The organism is Phocaeicola sp., from assembly GCF_057861905.1.
Genome location: NZ_DBMACV010000040.1, coordinates 16,479 through 31,551, shown reverse-complemented (window position 1 = coordinate 31,551; position 15,073 = coordinate 16,479). Strand labels below are relative to the sequence as shown.

10 protein-coding genes and 1 pseudogene are annotated in these 15,073 nt (G+C 44.8%); 7 read left to right on the top strand and 4 right to left on the bottom strand.

The window, feature by feature from the left end; all coding sequences use genetic code 11:
• The 3 genes and pseudogenes from ACZM60_RS09165 to ACZM60_RS09155 all read left to right on the top strand — a co-directional run.
• Positions 1-216: pseudogene (locus tag ACZM60_RS09165) on the top strand (hypothetical protein); the annotation flags it as partial.
• Positions 217-288: 72 nt separating this feature from the next.
• Positions 289-4,614, top strand: a complete 4,326-nt coding sequence (locus tag ACZM60_RS09160; protein ID WP_489521342.1) for a hybrid sensor histidine kinase/response regulator transcription factor — start codon at positions 289-291, stop codon at positions 4,612-4,614.
• 318 nt (positions 4,615-4,932) lie between these two features.
• Positions 4,933-6,426: a pectate lyase gene (locus ACZM60_RS09155; RefSeq protein WP_489521341.1), complete on the top strand. Its 1,494-nt coding sequence runs from the start codon at positions 4,933-4,935 to the stop codon at positions 6,424-6,426.
• A gap of 222 nt (positions 6,427-6,648) precedes the next feature.
• Here the strand turns inward: ACZM60_RS09155 and ACZM60_RS09150 are convergent, their stop codons facing one another.
• Together ACZM60_RS09150 and ACZM60_RS09145 are read right to left on the bottom strand one after the other, a co-directional pair.
• Positions 6,649-7,146 carry a methylated-DNA--[protein]-cysteine S-methyltransferase gene (locus ACZM60_RS09150; protein WP_489521340.1) on the bottom strand — a complete coding sequence of 166 codons (498 nt, stop codon included), beginning with the start codon at positions 7,144-7,146 and terminating at the stop codon, positions 6,649-6,651.
• 109 nt (positions 7,147-7,255) lie between these two features.
• Complete coding sequence (locus ACZM60_RS09145; protein WP_340318970.1) at positions 7,256-8,266, bottom strand: aspartate-semialdehyde dehydrogenase; 1,011 nt, start codon at positions 8,264-8,266, stop codon at positions 7,256-7,258.
• Positions 8,267-8,480: 214 nt separating this feature from the next.
• On the opposite strand from ACZM60_RS09145, the gene ACZM60_RS09140 reads away from it, so the two are divergent.
• The 3 genes from ACZM60_RS09140 to ACZM60_RS09130 are packed head-to-tail and all read left to right on the top strand — an operon-like array spanning position 8,481 to position 11,999.
• Complete coding sequence (locus ACZM60_RS09140; protein WP_489521339.1) at positions 8,481-10,625, top strand: cation:proton antiporter; 2,145 nt, start codon at positions 8,481-8,483, stop codon at positions 10,623-10,625.
• A complete protein-coding gene (locus ACZM60_RS09135) occupies positions 10,622-11,344 on the top strand; it encodes a tRNA threonylcarbamoyladenosine dehydratase (RefSeq protein ID WP_489521338.1) in 723 nt (240 codons plus the stop codon). The genes ACZM60_RS09140 and ACZM60_RS09135 overlap by 4 nt, the downstream gene beginning before the upstream one ends.
• Before the next feature lie 4 nt (positions 11,345-11,348).
• On the top strand, positions 11,349-11,999 hold the full coding sequence (locus ACZM60_RS09130; protein ID WP_489521337.1) for an ABC transporter ATP-binding protein: 651 nt from the start codon (positions 11,349-11,351) through the stop codon (positions 11,997-11,999).
• A gap of 6 nt (positions 12,000-12,005) precedes the next feature.
• On the opposite strand, the gene ACZM60_RS09125 is transcribed toward ACZM60_RS09130, so the two are convergent.
• Positions 12,006-12,875 (bottom strand): endonuclease/exonuclease/phosphatase family protein, encoded by an 870-nt coding sequence (locus ACZM60_RS09125; protein ID WP_489521336.1) that lies wholly within the window; start codon positions 12,873-12,875, stop codon positions 12,006-12,008.
• Between the two features lie 280 nt (positions 12,876-13,155).
• Between ACZM60_RS09125 and ACZM60_RS09120 the strand changes: the two genes are divergently transcribed.
• The gene (locus tag ACZM60_RS09120; protein WP_489521335.1) at positions 13,156-13,995 is read left to right on the top strand and encodes a CvfB family protein; all 840 of its coding nucleotides are present in this window, start codon (positions 13,156-13,158) and stop codon (positions 13,993-13,995) included.
• Between the two features lie 83 nt (positions 13,996-14,078).
• Here ACZM60_RS09120 and pfkA read toward each other — a convergent pair whose 3' ends face one another.
• Complete coding sequence (gene pfkA / locus ACZM60_RS09115) at positions 14,079-15,059, bottom strand: 6-phosphofructokinase (RefSeq protein WP_021971207.1); 981 nt, start codon at positions 15,057-15,059, stop codon at positions 14,079-14,081.
• Between the last annotated feature and the right edge of the window lie 14 nt (positions 15,060-15,073).

Here is a 15,073-nt window from a genome sequence, read left to right as displayed (position 1 = left end):
CTTAAAGATACAAAATCTTTAGGTAATAACAAAGCCCCAGCTTGTGAAAGTCGGGGCTTTGTGCTAAAAAAGAAGGTGTGCTTTTTGACACACCTTCTTTTGTGTGTATGGGGCTATCGTCTGAACCTCTCAGACCATTTCGATTGTGCTGGCTTGAAGGATCGGCAAGTCATCTTAATGCTTTGTGTAGCTTCTCAGAATAAACGTTTAATGTAATATGGCAAATTCATTTTTTAGTTATAAACTTTCTTATAACTTTGTCCCTGCGTAAAAACGACAGGAGTTTGTATGAGAAACACTTTATATTTGATTATATCGTATATACTGCTTGGCTTTTTTCCGGCGGCTGCACAGGGACTTATCAATGTGAAGCACTATTCGGTAAAGGACGGTATGTCGCAGAATACGGTGCAGAGTATCTTGCAGGATGAGAAGGGGTATCTGTGGATGGCAACGTGGAACGGACTGGAAAAGTTTGACGGATATACCTTTAAGAACTATAAGTCGTATCCAACGGACAGAGTCAAGTTGCAATACAACCGTCTGGTAAATCTTGTCCTTGCAGGAAATGAAATGCTGGTTTGCCAGAGTTACGACCGGCGAATATACTTGTTTGATACCCGTAAAGAATGTTTTGAGGATGTCTTCGCCTATCATCCCGACGTAAAGCTGTGTACTGCGGCATCGGATATTTTTGCCTTGTCGAACGGTACGCTGTGGGTTACGAGCGATAATGGAGATCTGTGGCGGATAGATTGTTATAGATATAAGGAAAAAGGTGGACTCGTTTATTTTCCGGTTGCTTCATCTTCACGCCGTACAGTCTATAAGGTAGCACTTGATGCACAGAAAAGAGAGTGGGCACTGACGGATAAAGGATACTTTGTTTATGGCAATAAATCTCTGAAAGGAGATGAGGTTTACCGTTATGCTGCAAGTGCCGGAAAGAGTTTCTTTATAGCCGGTACGTCCGGCAGACTCATGGAGTATGTAGACGGAAGTGGGCTTCGTCCTGTTGTCCTGCCTGATGAGGCGGAAAGTATCTGTCAGCTCTTTCCGCTTGCCGACGGACGGCTGGGAGTAGTCTGCAAGCGGGGATTGGTTATGTACGATCCACAGAAAAAGCAGGTTACACATTTTATACTTGGCAAAGGACAGGAAGACTTTCAGCCTTCTTGTATTTTTCAGGATTCCAAAGGAAATATCTGGATGCAGAATGGCCGGGAACATATCGTCAGGATAGATAAAAAAGGTATGCAGGCTGCATTTCTCGATTACCCTCGTCGCCGGGATGGAGAACTGGGATTCAGCTTTATTCACGAAGATGAATACGGACATATCTGGGCTTTTCCGACTGATGGCTTTTTCTGTTATTATAATCCGAAGCAAAATAAGTTTCAGCAGAGCTATGTGCTGACGGAAGCTGCCAGAAGTATGTATGAAGGGATTAACCGTGGTTTTTATGTAGATAATCATAAGAATGTGTGGCTGGCACAGGGAGGAGGCGTAGACCGGATTACTTTCCCAAATACAAATTTTGAATATATTGGAGCGTCCAGTACGGAAGTTAGAGGACTTTATATCGATTCACACGAACGGGTATGGATGGCAAGGAAAGACGGAATAGTGGAAGTTTACGACAAGTATCTTGACTATTGCGGCAATCTGGACAGTAAAGGGCGAATTGTAAAAGACCGCTCGGTTGTGTTTGGAGCCAATGTCTATGCTTTCTTTGAAGATAACCGGGGAAACTTCTGGATAGGGAGTCGCGGACACGGCTTGTTTGTGGGAAAGCCTGCCGCTGGAGGATATGCACTGAAACAGTATCGGGTAGAGCAGAATAATCCGGACGGGATAAATAGTAATGCTGTGTACTCGATAGCGCAGGATCGATTCGGGCATATCTGGGTAGGAACCTATGGAGGTGGATTGAATCTTGCCACAGGCAGTCCGGACGACTTGCATTTTATGAATGTAGCCAACAGGCTGAAGAAAAATTATCCGCAGGGTAAATGCATGCGTGTGCGCAGCATTTGTCCGCTTTCGAATGATGTTACACTGGTAGGTACAACCGACGGACTGATTTCATTCTCTTCACGGTTCAGCAACCCCGAGGATATTCGCTTTTATCTGAACTATTGTGAGGCAAACCGTGAAAACAGCCTGAGTGATAATGATGTGATGCATGTAATGGAAACATCGGCCGGGGAAGTGTATATCACTACGTGCAGCGGAGGTATCAGTCGGGTGCCGCTCGACGGGCTTCTGTCGGATAAGATTGATTTTTTCCATTATAACAAGATAAACGGTCTTCCTTCGGACATTGCCTTTGCCATGGTGGAAGATAATAAAAAGAGGTTATGGATTACCTTCGAGAACATTATTTGTAAGTTTTCTCCGGCACATCCTGATTTCGAGGTGTATAATCACTTTAATGTCAATTCAAACCTTATTCTGTCTGAAGTTCCTCCGGTGGTGGACCGTTCGGGCAATATGTATGTGGGATGCAATGAAGGAGCTTTGCGTATCAACCTGAATGAATTGAAGAAGAGTACATATGTACCGAATATTGCATTTACCGGATTGAGCGTACAACGTCGTGGAGGGATTTCTGTCATCAATTCACTGATGAATGATTCGATTACACTGGAGGCTGACGAACGGAATATTACCGTTTCCTTTGCTGCGCTCGATTTCACGAAACCGTCTTATCTGGAGTATGCTTATCGTATAAAAAATTTAGGCAGCGACTGGATTTATATCGGCAAGAACCATTCGGTCAGTCTGGTAAACTTGTCGGCAGGCGATTTTGACCTGGAAGTGAAATCCAGTAACAGTGACGGTGTATGGACGGACAATGTGAGTGTGCTGCATATTCATGTTGAACCTACGTTTTGGGAAACCGGATGGGCGTGGGTGATTTATATTGCTTCTTTCCTGTTGGCTCTGGCTGTGGTATCGGGCATTATCGTCTACATTTGGGGGTTGCGGAAGAAGATTGGATTCGAAAAGCAGCTTACTCAAATGAAATTACGTTTCTTTACCGATATATCGCATGAGCTTCGTACGCCGCTTACGCTGATTGAAGGACCGATTGAGGAGGTTATAGAACGGGAAAAACTTTCGGAGGAAGGTAAAGAGAATATGCAGGTTGCCAAACGAAATACGGAACGTATGTTGCAGCTTATCAATCAGTTGCTCGATTTCCGCAAAATACAGAATAATAAAATGAAACTGTATATCGAGCAGGTGGATATCGTTGCTCTGGCACGGAAGATATACGAAAACTTTACAGCCATGGCTCATCAGTCGGAAATTGATTTCAGCTTTGTGGCTCCACAGGAGGAAGTGAAGGTATATACGGATGTAGATAAGTTTGAGAAAATTGTATTCAATTTGCTTTCGAATGCATTCAAGTATACGCCTAAAGGAAAGTCTATTTCACTTACTGTGGCGTTGCTGCCCGACTATGTACAGATACGGGTGAAAGACGAAGGGAAAGGTATAGATATTGGTAAGCTGAGCAAGCTGTTCGACCGTTTCGAGACCTTCGGCAGCGAACGTTCGTCGGTATCAACGGGTATCGGGCTTTCACTGGTCCGCAATCTGGTGGATATCATGCACGGAAAAATAGAGGTGGATACTGCATTGGGGCAGGGAAGTACGTTTAGTGTCTGCCTCCCCTTGAATGCAGAGGTTTATCACCGCGACCAGAATGTAGAATTTATTTTGGACGATGGTACGCGTAACGTACAGTCTGAAACGGAAGGTGAGGAAGAAGGTGAAGCACAGAAAGATATTACGGTGCTGGTTGTGGAAGACAATGAGGAGTTGAGGCGTTTTGTGGTGCATATCCTGCAAAGGGAATATCGGGTACTGGAAGCGCCCAACGGTCGTGCCGGACTGGAAAAGATTATGGCAGAAATGCCGGATATCGTGGTCAGTGACGTTATGATGCCTGAAATGGATGGTATCGAACTGCTGAATGCTGTAAAAAATAACCATGATATTTGTCATATTCCGGTTATTATTTTGTCGGCAAAGGCTTCGCTTGAAGATCGTATCAAGGGACTGGAATATGGTGCCGACGGGTATATTACCAAACCGTTCAGTGCTGCGTATCTTTGTGCACGGATTAAGTCTGTATTGCAGCAGCGTACCCGCTTGAAGGATTTTCTGCTTTCAGGTAATACTCCGGCAGGTATGGAGGAAGCAGAAGCAGGCAAGAAGCCGGAATGTAAGCTGGAAGACTTGTCGCCGTCATTGCCACAGATTACCCGTTTCGATGAGGAGTTTATTAAGAACATCATACAGCGTGTAGAGGAGAACCTGAACAATCCTGATTTCAAGATAGAAGATCTTGCCGATTCGATGGGTATGGGGCGTTCTATGTTTTACCGGAAGATAAAGTCGATACTGGGGGTTTCTCCCATCGATTTTGTGAAAGACATGCGTGTGAAACGTTCGGTACAGTTGCTCGACTCGGTACAATATGCAGTATCGGAAGTTGCGTACATGTGTGGATTTTCCTTTCCTCAGTATTTTAGTCGTGTTTTTAAGGCTGCCATGGGCTGTACGCCTTCCGAATATAAAGAGAAAAATACGGAAAAATAAAGAAAGAAGTATCTCTTGTTCTTGGGTTGACAAGTTTATGGGATTACAAGGCAGTTGCAGTTTTGGTTTAATTTGCATAGTCTGGTGCAGGATATCGTAAAGGAACAGCAAAAATAATAACTTGCCTGAAGATTGTGCATTACGCCATTGGCTGTAGGGTGATGGGGCACTTTACTGCCGATGACGTTTGAGTGTATTATTTGTTCCAATTGGCCTATTGCCTAAATAGTGCACGTTGTTTACTAAAATAGTGCACGTCATTCTTGTTTGCTTCTCTTACTTTTGTCGTGTGAAAACACAATAATAAATCGTATGACTATGAAATTTACGCTTGCTTCATTAGGCTTGCTGCTCGCTTTTTCGGCAGGGCAGGCCGCTGACTGGACTGCTACAGAGGGTAAACTGCCGGCTTTTCCGGGAGCTGAAGGATTTGGCAGATATACTGTAGGAGGAAGAGGTGGAAAGGTTTATCATGTAACGACTCTTCAAGATGGAGAGCAGGAAGGAACTTTGCGTTATGCTGTCAACCAGGAAGGGGCACGTACTGTGGTTTTCGATGTGGCAGGTACTATTTTTCTGAACAGCCCGCTGAGAATCAAACAAGATAGTCTGACTCTTGCCGGACAGACGGCTCCGGGGCAAGGAATCTGTATTGCACGTTATCCGATAACCGTAAAGGCTAATCATGTAATTATGCGTTATTTGCGTTTGAGAGTAGGAAACGAAGTCAAAGGAGAGCCGGACGGACTTGGAGGTACGGACCAGAAAAATATTATCATAGACCATTGCTCCATCAGTTGGTCGGTAGATGAAACCTGCTCTATATATGGCAATGAGAATACAACTGTTCAGTGGTGTATCATATCCGAGAGCCTGAATCATGGAGGGCATGTCAAAGGTGCACACGGATATGGAGGAATAGTGGGAGGCGACCATGCTTCGTTTCATCATAATCTGATGGCACATCATGTCAGTCGCGTTCCTCGTCTGGGACCTCGTCCGGGAACTCAGACCCGGGAGTATGTGGATGTGCGTAATAATGTATATTATAACTGGGCCGGGAACGGATGTTACGGGGCTGAAGGTATGAAGGTGAATATTGTGAACAATTATTATAAGCCCGGTCCTGCTACTCCTCATAATAAAGTACGATACCGGATTGTTGCGGCAGGAGTGCGTTCGGAGAAATATTGCCATAACAGTAAAGGTGAACCCAACAGATGGCATCCGATGCTGCATGTATGGGGAAAGTTTTATGTAGATGGCAATGTGGTGGAAGGATGTCCTGAAGTTACGGCAGACAACTGGACGAAAGGGGTATACGAACAGCTTGATACGGCAAGTGCCGATGGGTGCTTTTCTGCTGTTACACGTGATACGATCCGCCTGAAAACTCCCTTGGAAACGGGATTGGTTACTACGCATACAGCTCTTGAAGCCTATGATAAGGTTCTGGCTTCTGCTGGTTGTTCCAAATGGAGGGATAAGATAGACGAACGGATTGTAAATGAAACACGTAGTGGAACGGCTGCTTATTCCGGTAGTATAGGTAAGAATGCCGATCGCATGCCAGGCATCATAGACACACCGAAAGATGTCATGCTGCAAGGGGAAGACTCTCCATGGGTGAAACTCTCGGATGGTGGGGTAAAGCCTGAAGAACGTCTGGATACGGACGGAGACGGTATGCCTGATATCTGGGAGAAAAAGCATGGACTGAATCCGTATGATTCGGCTGATGGAGTGGAAGTAGCATTGAGCAGCGAGGGGTATACTAATCTGGAAGTATATTTGAATGAAGGACTGAAATGATAATAAATGAAACCAAAGTTATGAATAACAATCTGAAATAATGAGCATTTTCTGTCTCCAGAAACAACAGCCGGAATATAGATGAAAATTAGTAAATTAAATCAACGCAATACACAAATCAATATAAAGCCAATTGTTACTCGTGAAGAGGCAGACCAATATAGTTATGAAAATATAATAGGCGACAGTAAATGCTCTCTGAAAGTGTGTATGGTATAATTTTTATAGACACTTTCCTTCCAGTTTCAGCAGGCTTATCTTGCGGGAAAGTCCTCCGGCATAGCCTGTCAGACTTCCGTTACTGCCTACTACGCGGTGGCAAGGGATAAGGATGCTTATGGGGTTATGACCTACGGCTCCTCCTATAGCCTGTGCCGACATGCTTTTGCAATTTCGCTGCCGGGCTATTTCCTGAGCAATTTCTTTATAGGTAATGATTTCGCCATAGGGAATTTGTTGCAGGATATGCCACACCGCCAGGCGGAACGGAGTGTCATGAAGTTCCAGATCAGGCATGAAGTCTGGCTTTTTTCCTGAAAAGTAAGTGTTCAGCCAACTGGCTGTCTGACGGAAAATGGGAAAATCTCTTTCTTCGTGTTCCGCTTCTAATATACGGGCAAAAAACTTTTGTCCTTTGAACCACAATCCGGTAAGGCATGTACCGTTACTGGCAAGGATGATTTTTCCCAATGGAGAATCGTATGGATAAGTATATTGCATGTGTGTAAAATGTATTAAGATAAGAAAAAAAGGCAACCTGACGCCCGGCAATAATTCTGTCCGGGCATGCAGGTTGCCTTATTTCTTTTGTATCTGTCCGTGAAAAAACTTATCCGATGTTTTTTACTTTAATCAGATATTCAGCAATCTGTACGGCATTCAGTGCAGCTCCCTTCTTAATCTGGTCGCCTACAATCCAGAATGTCAGACCGTTTTCGTCTGTCAAGTCCTTACGGATACGTCCTACATATACAGGATCTTTTCCGGCGAGGAACAACGGCATCGGGTATTCCTTCTTTTCAGGGTTATCCATCAGCACCAGTCCTTCTCCTTCGGCAAACGCCTTGCGTGCTTCTTCTACAGAAACCGGACGTTCTGTTTCAATCCAGATGCTTTCTGAGTGTGAGCGGAGTGCAGGTACACGTACGCAAGTTGCACTGACCTTCACGTCGGAGTGCATGATTTTACGTGTTTCGTTATACATTTTCATTTCCTCTTTGGTATAACCATTGTCGGTAAATACGTCAATTTGAGGAATCAGGTTAAATGCAAGCTGGTAAGCAAATTTTTCGACGGTTACAGGCTCTCCGGCAAGTACCTGACGATACTGTTCGTATAATTCATCCATTGCAGCTGCACCAGCACCACTGGCAGCCTGGTAAGTAGAAACATGTACGCGCTTGATGTGCGACAGTTTTTCGATAGCTTTCAGTGCCACTACCATCTGTATCGTTGTACAGTTCGGGTTGGCGATGATACCACGTGGACGGTTCAATGCGTCTTCGGGATTTACTTCGGGTACGACCAAAGGAATGTCTGCATCCATACGGAACGCACTTGAATTGTCTATCATTACAGCACCGTATTTGGTGATTGTTTCGGCAAATTCTTTCGATGTGCCTGCTCCCGCAGAAGTAAAGGCAATGTCGACACCTTTGAAGTCGTCATTGTGTTGCAGCAGTTTCACTTCGATTTCTTTTCCGCGGAACGTGTACTTTCGTCCTGCACTGCGTGAAGAACCAAATAACAACAATTCGTCTATCGGAAAATTTCTCTCATCAAGCACACGCAGGAACTCTTGTCCTACTGCTCCGCTTGCACCAACAATAGCTACTTTCATCTCTTACAATCTTCTTAAACTGTTAATAATTACATTTTTCTTATTTTGCAGACGCTTTTCTCTTCGCTTTGTCAAAAAAACAATAATTTCTAAACGCTGTGTTTTGTCTGCTAATATTTACGATTGCAAAAATAAAACATTCTGAATTATTAATACGGAAAATAGGAAGTTTTTTTGTATTTTTGTTTCTAAAATGAAATAGTAATACCTATTTATGAAAGAAGTGCTCGATTTTGTAAACTTTGATTTTCATCTTCCTGTCACCGACCCTACGTGGATTTTCTTTTTGGTGCTGGTCATTATATTGTTCGCCCCCATTGTGTTGGAGCGGTTGCGTATTCCTCATATTATCGGTATGATACTGGCGGGAGTTGTCATTGGCGAACATGGATTTAACATACTGGCACGCGACAGCAGTTTTGAATTGTTTGGTAAGGTAGGACTTTATTACATCATGTTTCTTGCCGGACTTGAAATGAACATGGAGGACTTCAAGAGCATCCGTGTAAAAGCTACCGTATTGGGGTTGCTTGCGTTTATTTTTCCGCTGGGAATAGGTATATGGACCAATTTGCATCTGCTGGATTACAGTTTGATTACTTCGGTTCTGCTTGCCAGCATGTATGCTTCGCATACGCTGATTGCTTACCCTATCGTGATTCGCTACGGCATCAACCGGCAGCGGGCGGTAAGTATTGCCGTGGGAGGTACTGCGGTGACCGATACGCTGACACTGCTCGTCTTGGCTGTGATTGGAGGTATGTATAAGGGGGAAACCTCTGATATGTTCTGGATCTGGCTGGTGCTGAAGGTGGTGGTGCTGAGTGTGGTCATCATGTATGCGTTTCCACGTATCGGAAGATGGTTCTTCCGCCGTTACAGCGATAATGTAGTGCAGTATATTTTTGTGATGGCAATGGTGTTCCTTGGTGCAGGACTGATGGAGTTTGTGGGTATGGAAGGTATCTTGGGAGCTTTCCTTGCCGGACTGGTACTGAACAGGCTGATTCCGCATGTCTCGCCGCTGATGAGTCATCTGGAGTTTGTAGGCAACGCGTTGTTTATTCCTTACTTTCTGATCGGGGTGGGGATGCTGATTGACGTAAACGTACTGTTTGGGCATATTGATTCCATTAAGGTAGCTGTAGTGATGATTATCGTGGCTTTGCTGGGTAAGTGGATTGCTTCGTGGCTCACACAGAAAATTTATAAAATGCGGGCGCTGGAACGGGAACTGATGTTCGGATTGAGCAATGCTCAGGCAGCAGCTACACTGGCTGCCGTTCTGGTCGGTTATAATATTATTTTACCAAACGGTGAACGTCTGCTGAACGAGGATGTGTTGAACGGAACCATTTTACTGATTCTGGTGACTTGTGTAGTCAGTTCTTTCATTACCGAGCATGCAGCCAAGCGTATAGCTATGGATGATGCCGCTGTGGATGATGAAAAGGCTCAGGAAAAGGAGCTGTTCCTTATTCCGGTAGCGAATCCTGAAACGCTGGAGAGCCTGATGAGTCTGGCAATGGTGGTGCGTGACGAGAAACAGCCTGATAATTTGGTCGCTCTGAGTGTGGTGAATGACAGTAATGATTCGGTCAGACAGGAAATGCGCGGTAAGCGTAATCTGGAACGTGCGGCACAGATTACCGCTGCTACCAATGTACGTTTGAAAACTGTATCGCGTTTCGACTTGAATATTACGACGGGTATCTTGCACACGGCAAAGGAATATGGTGCAACGAATATCATCGTCGGTTTGCACTGCAAGATGAGCATTGTGGATTCTTTCTTCGGAAAGCTGACCGAAAACTTGTTGAAAAATACATACTTGCAGGTAATGGTTGCTCGTTTCCTGATGCCGGTCAATACGTTGAGACGTATTATCGTGGCAGTTCCTCCCAAGGCTGAATTTGAACATGGATTTGTGAAATGGATTTCTCATATGTGCCGTATGAGCAGTCAACTGGGGTGCCGGGTACATTTCTATGTACATCCTCAGACGCTCGGATATATCCGGGGCTATATACAGAAAAAGCATAAAGATACGCGGGCTGCTTATTCGGAACTGGAGAATTGGGATGACTTGCTTATTCTGACCGGACAGGTGAATTACGATCATTTGCTGGTTATCATCAGTGCACGTCGTGGGTCTATTTCGTACGACTCGGCATTCGAACGTTTGCCGATGCAGATATCGAAATATTTTAATAATAACAGTATCATGTTGCTTTATCCGGAACAGAAGGGTGACCCGACGGAAACACTGTCGTTCTCCGATCCACGTGGATGGGCTGAAACGCAGTATTATGATAAGGTGGGCAACTGGTTTTATAAATGGTTTAAGAAAAATTCATGAGTGAAAACAGTAAGGCCTGGCAGCAGCGTACGGAACTGTTGCTGGGAGGCGATAAAATGGAACGTTTGCGGAAAGCGCATGTATTGGTCGTGGGACTGGGAGGCGTGGGGGCTTATGCCGCCGAAATGATTTGCCGTGCCGGAGTAGGTCGCATGACAATTGTGGATGCCGATACGGTACAGCCCAGCAACATCAACCGTCAGCTTCCGGCTACTCATTCGGCGTTGGGGAAGAAAAAGGCTGAGGTGCTGGCACAACGTTTCCTCGATATAAATCCGGAACTTCAGTTGACGGTACTGCCGGTTTACCTGAAGGATGAGGCTATCCCTGAGTTGCTGGACAGTGCGAAGTTCGATTTTATTGTCGATGCCATCGATACGGTAGCTCCTAAGTGCTACCTGATTTACCATGCCTTGCAGCGCGGTATCAAGATTGTGAGCAGCATGGGGGCAGGTGCCAAGCGTGATATTACCCAGATACGTTTTGCCGATTTATGGGAAACCTATCACTGCGGGCTGAGCAAGGCAGTACGCAAGCGTTTGCAGAAAATGGGAATGAAACGTAAGTTGCCCGTGGTGTTCAGTACCGAGCAGGCTGATCCGAATGCCGTGATTCTGGTAGATAATGAACAAAACAAAAAATCTACTGCCGGTACGGTGAGCTACATGCCTGCTGTGTTTGGCTGCTACCTGGCGGAATATGTAATACGTAAATTGTAGGACTATGATTCAGTTGGAAGGAATAACCAAGAGTTTCGGTTCGCTGCATGTACTGAAGGGAATCGACCTGACTATAAATAAAGGAGAAGTGGTGAGTATCGTAGGTCCCAGCGGAGCCGGAAAAACGACTTTGCTGCAAATTATGGGTACGCTCGATAAGCCTGATAGCGGAAGGATTATATTGAATGGTACAGAGGTCAACCGGTTGAAGGAGAAGGAACTTTCTGCTTTCAGAAATAAAGAAATCGGATTTGTGTTTCAGTTTCATCAGCTTCTGCCGGAGTTTACGGCACTGGAGAATGTAATGATACCTGCGCTGATTCAGGGTGTATCGGCTTCTGAAGCGAAGAAAAAGGCTGCTGAGATGCTCGACTTTCTCGGACTGTCGGAACGTGCTTCTCATAAGCCGGCGGAACTTTCGGGCGGTGAGAAGCAGCGTGTGGCAGTAGCTCGGGCATTGATAAACCATCCTGCGGTGGTACTTGCCGATGAACCGTCGGGCAGTCTGGATACACAGAATAAAATAGAACTGCACCGCCTGTTCTTCGATTTGCGCGATAAGCTGGGACAGACTTTTGTCATTGTTACCCATGATGAAGAACTGGCGGCGCAGACTGACCGTACCATTCACATGATAGACGGTATGATAAAATAAGGAGTATCAGAACGACAGGTGAACCACTTCCGGATTATGGTCGGAAAGGAAATCGCCTGCCTGTTTGGCTTCCTGCGGAATGTAGCTGTCTTGTACTTTTATTTGTGGAGTGACAAAGATAAAATCAATCTTTTCGCAGGAGTCGGCAGGGATACGCCCGAAATCGTGGAAGGTGTAGCTTACTCCCTCTCGTTGTGCCGCTTCCTTGTAGGCATCTTTCAGAACAAATTCATTGGTTGTGATGGTTTCGTATGCTTCCGATTGTTCGGATACATTGAAGTCGCCCGTCAGCACAGCAGGCTGGTCGCCTACAATCTCCTTGATTTTTTCGATAATAAGCAGAGCACTTTTTCTTCTGGCTTCTGTTCCTACATGGTCGAAGTGAGTATTGACAGCCATAAATACTTTTCCGTTTTTCTTGTCTTTCAGTTTTGCCCAAGTTGCGATACGGGTACAAGCTCCGTCCCATCCGATGAAACCTACGCTATCGGGATATTGTGACAGCCAGAATGTGTTGCTGTCGAGTACTTCGAAACGGTCTTTCTTGTAGAACAGAGGCGCATACTCGCCTTTTGTCTTACCATCTTCACGTCCTACACCGACTTCGGCATATTCGGGCAGACGCGATTTCAGGTCTTCCAGCTGATTATAAAGTACTTCTTGCATACCTACTATGTCAATGCCCTGTTTTTTAATGAATTCGGCTACATTGTCTTTCCGGTACTGCCAGTTGTTCAGGCTGTCGGCGGGATTGTCATAACGAATGTTGAATGTGCCCCATGTAATTTCTGTAGGCTGTTGCTGGGTAGTACACGAAGGGGTAGCGATGGCAAGTGCGGCTGCTACGATTCCCATGGTGAAAAGAGAGTGTTTCATAGGATAAAAATTTAATTATTCTGCTAAGTAAAACAATTTTGTCGGTTTTTCCACTTATAACCTATCTAAAAATTTTTTTTAAGATGCATATTACAAAATTTTCTCTTTCGCACGGTGATGTGTCTTCCAGAAAGCCTTGCGTTGGGATTCTTGGGGCTTTGTCTGAAAGAAAGTCTGGTTTGCTGGTTTGGATATAATGATATGTTTGGAAAGTAAAATCTTTGCGGGAAGCTGGTATATTACTTTTTTGTGTTATCTTTGACGGAAATAAAGAATAGTTATGAGTCATATACAGTTAGGAAGATATAATCAGCTGGAGGTTGTAAAGGAAGTAGACTTCGGCATGTACCTCAATGGTGATGAGGATGGTGAAATATTGCTCCCGAAGCGCTATGTGCCAGAAGGCTGTAAACCGGGAGATGTACTCAATGTGTTTATTTACCTCGATATGGACGAACGTCTGGTTGCCACTACACTGGAACCTTATGTACAGGTTGGGGAATTTGCCTGTCTTGAGGTTGCGTGGGTTAATCAGTTTGGTGCATTTTTGAACTGGGGACTGATGAAGGATCTTTTTGTACCTTTCCGCGAACAGAAGGCCAAGATGCAGAAAGGCGGACGCTACGTGGTACATGTTCATCTGGACGATGAAAGCTACCGTATTGTAGCATCGGCTAAGGTGGAACGCTATTTGTCGAAGGAACGTCCTGAATATACTCCGGGTGAAGAGGTAAGTATACTTGTCTGGCAGAAGACGGACCTGGGATTTAAGGTAATAGTGGATAATAAATTTTCGGGAATGCTTTTCCATAATGAGATTTTCCAGCCTTTGGAGTTGGGCATGCACTTGCGTGCGTATGTGAAGCGAGTACGTGAGGATGGTAAGATTGATCTTGAACTTCAGCAGAAAGGTGTGAAGAAGGTAGATGACTTTTCAGAAGTTCTGTTGCAGTATATAAAAGACAATGACGGTTATACCTCGGTAAATGACAAGACGGATGCCGAAATAATATACAATACGTTTGGTGTAAGCAAGAAGACCTTTAAGAAAGCTGTAGGCGAATTGTATAAAAAACGGCTGATATTACTGGAAGATAACGGTATCAGGCTGGTGAAATGATGAAATAAGCCGTGAAAATATATAAAAAAATCACCTTGTTGCACACTGCTACAAGGTGATTTTTGTTTTTGTATCGTTTGTTGTCAGATAGACAATTCGTGAAGTACGTTGACCAGTTCGCGGTCGATAGGCTTGTCGTTTTTGATGGCTTTTGTAAATGGAACATAAACAATCTGGTCGTTTTCTATTCCAATCATCACATTACGTTGTCCTTCCATCAGGGCCTGTATACTGGCTACACCCATTCGGCTGGCAATGATACGGTCGTGTGCAGTAGGTTTACCACCTCTCTGCAGATGTCCCAGAATAGTAACACGTACATCGTATTGCGGATATTCATTCTTTACACGTTCAGCATAATGCATTGCTCCACCCGTAATTTCACTTTCGGCAACCAATACGATAGAACTGCTCTTCGATTTGCGGAATCCGTTTTTGATGAATTCTTCCAACTGGTCGACTTCTGTATTGAATTCGGGAATGATGGCTGCTTCAGCTCCGGCTGCGATGGCACCGTTCAATGCCAGGAAACCGGCATCGCGTCCCATAACCTCAACGAAGAACAAGCGTTCGTGTGAAGTTGCGGTGTCACGAATTTTGTCGACAGCATCAAGAATCGTATTTAAGGCAGTGTCGTAGCCGATAGTTGTGTCGGTACCGTACAAGTCGTTGTCGATGGTTCCGGGCAGTCCGATACAAGGTACGTCAAACTCTTGTGCCAGCAGTCGTGCTCCGGTCAGCGATCCATCTCCACCGATAACTACCAGTGCATCGATGCCTTCGCGCTGCATAGTTTCGTAAGCTATCTTACGTCCTTCCGGGGTTTTGAATTCCTGACAGCGTGCTGTCTTCAGAATTGTACCTCCCTGCTGTATGATGTTGCTGACATTTTGGGTTTTGAATTCCTGAATTTCACCGGTAATAAGACCTTTATATCCACGGTAGATACCTTTTACGGTCAGTCCGTTGTATATAGCCGAACGGGTGACGGCGCGGATTGCAGCATTCATTCCAGGAGCATCACCACCTGAAGTCAAGATGCCAATACATTTAATAGTTCCCATAAGTTATTTGTTCG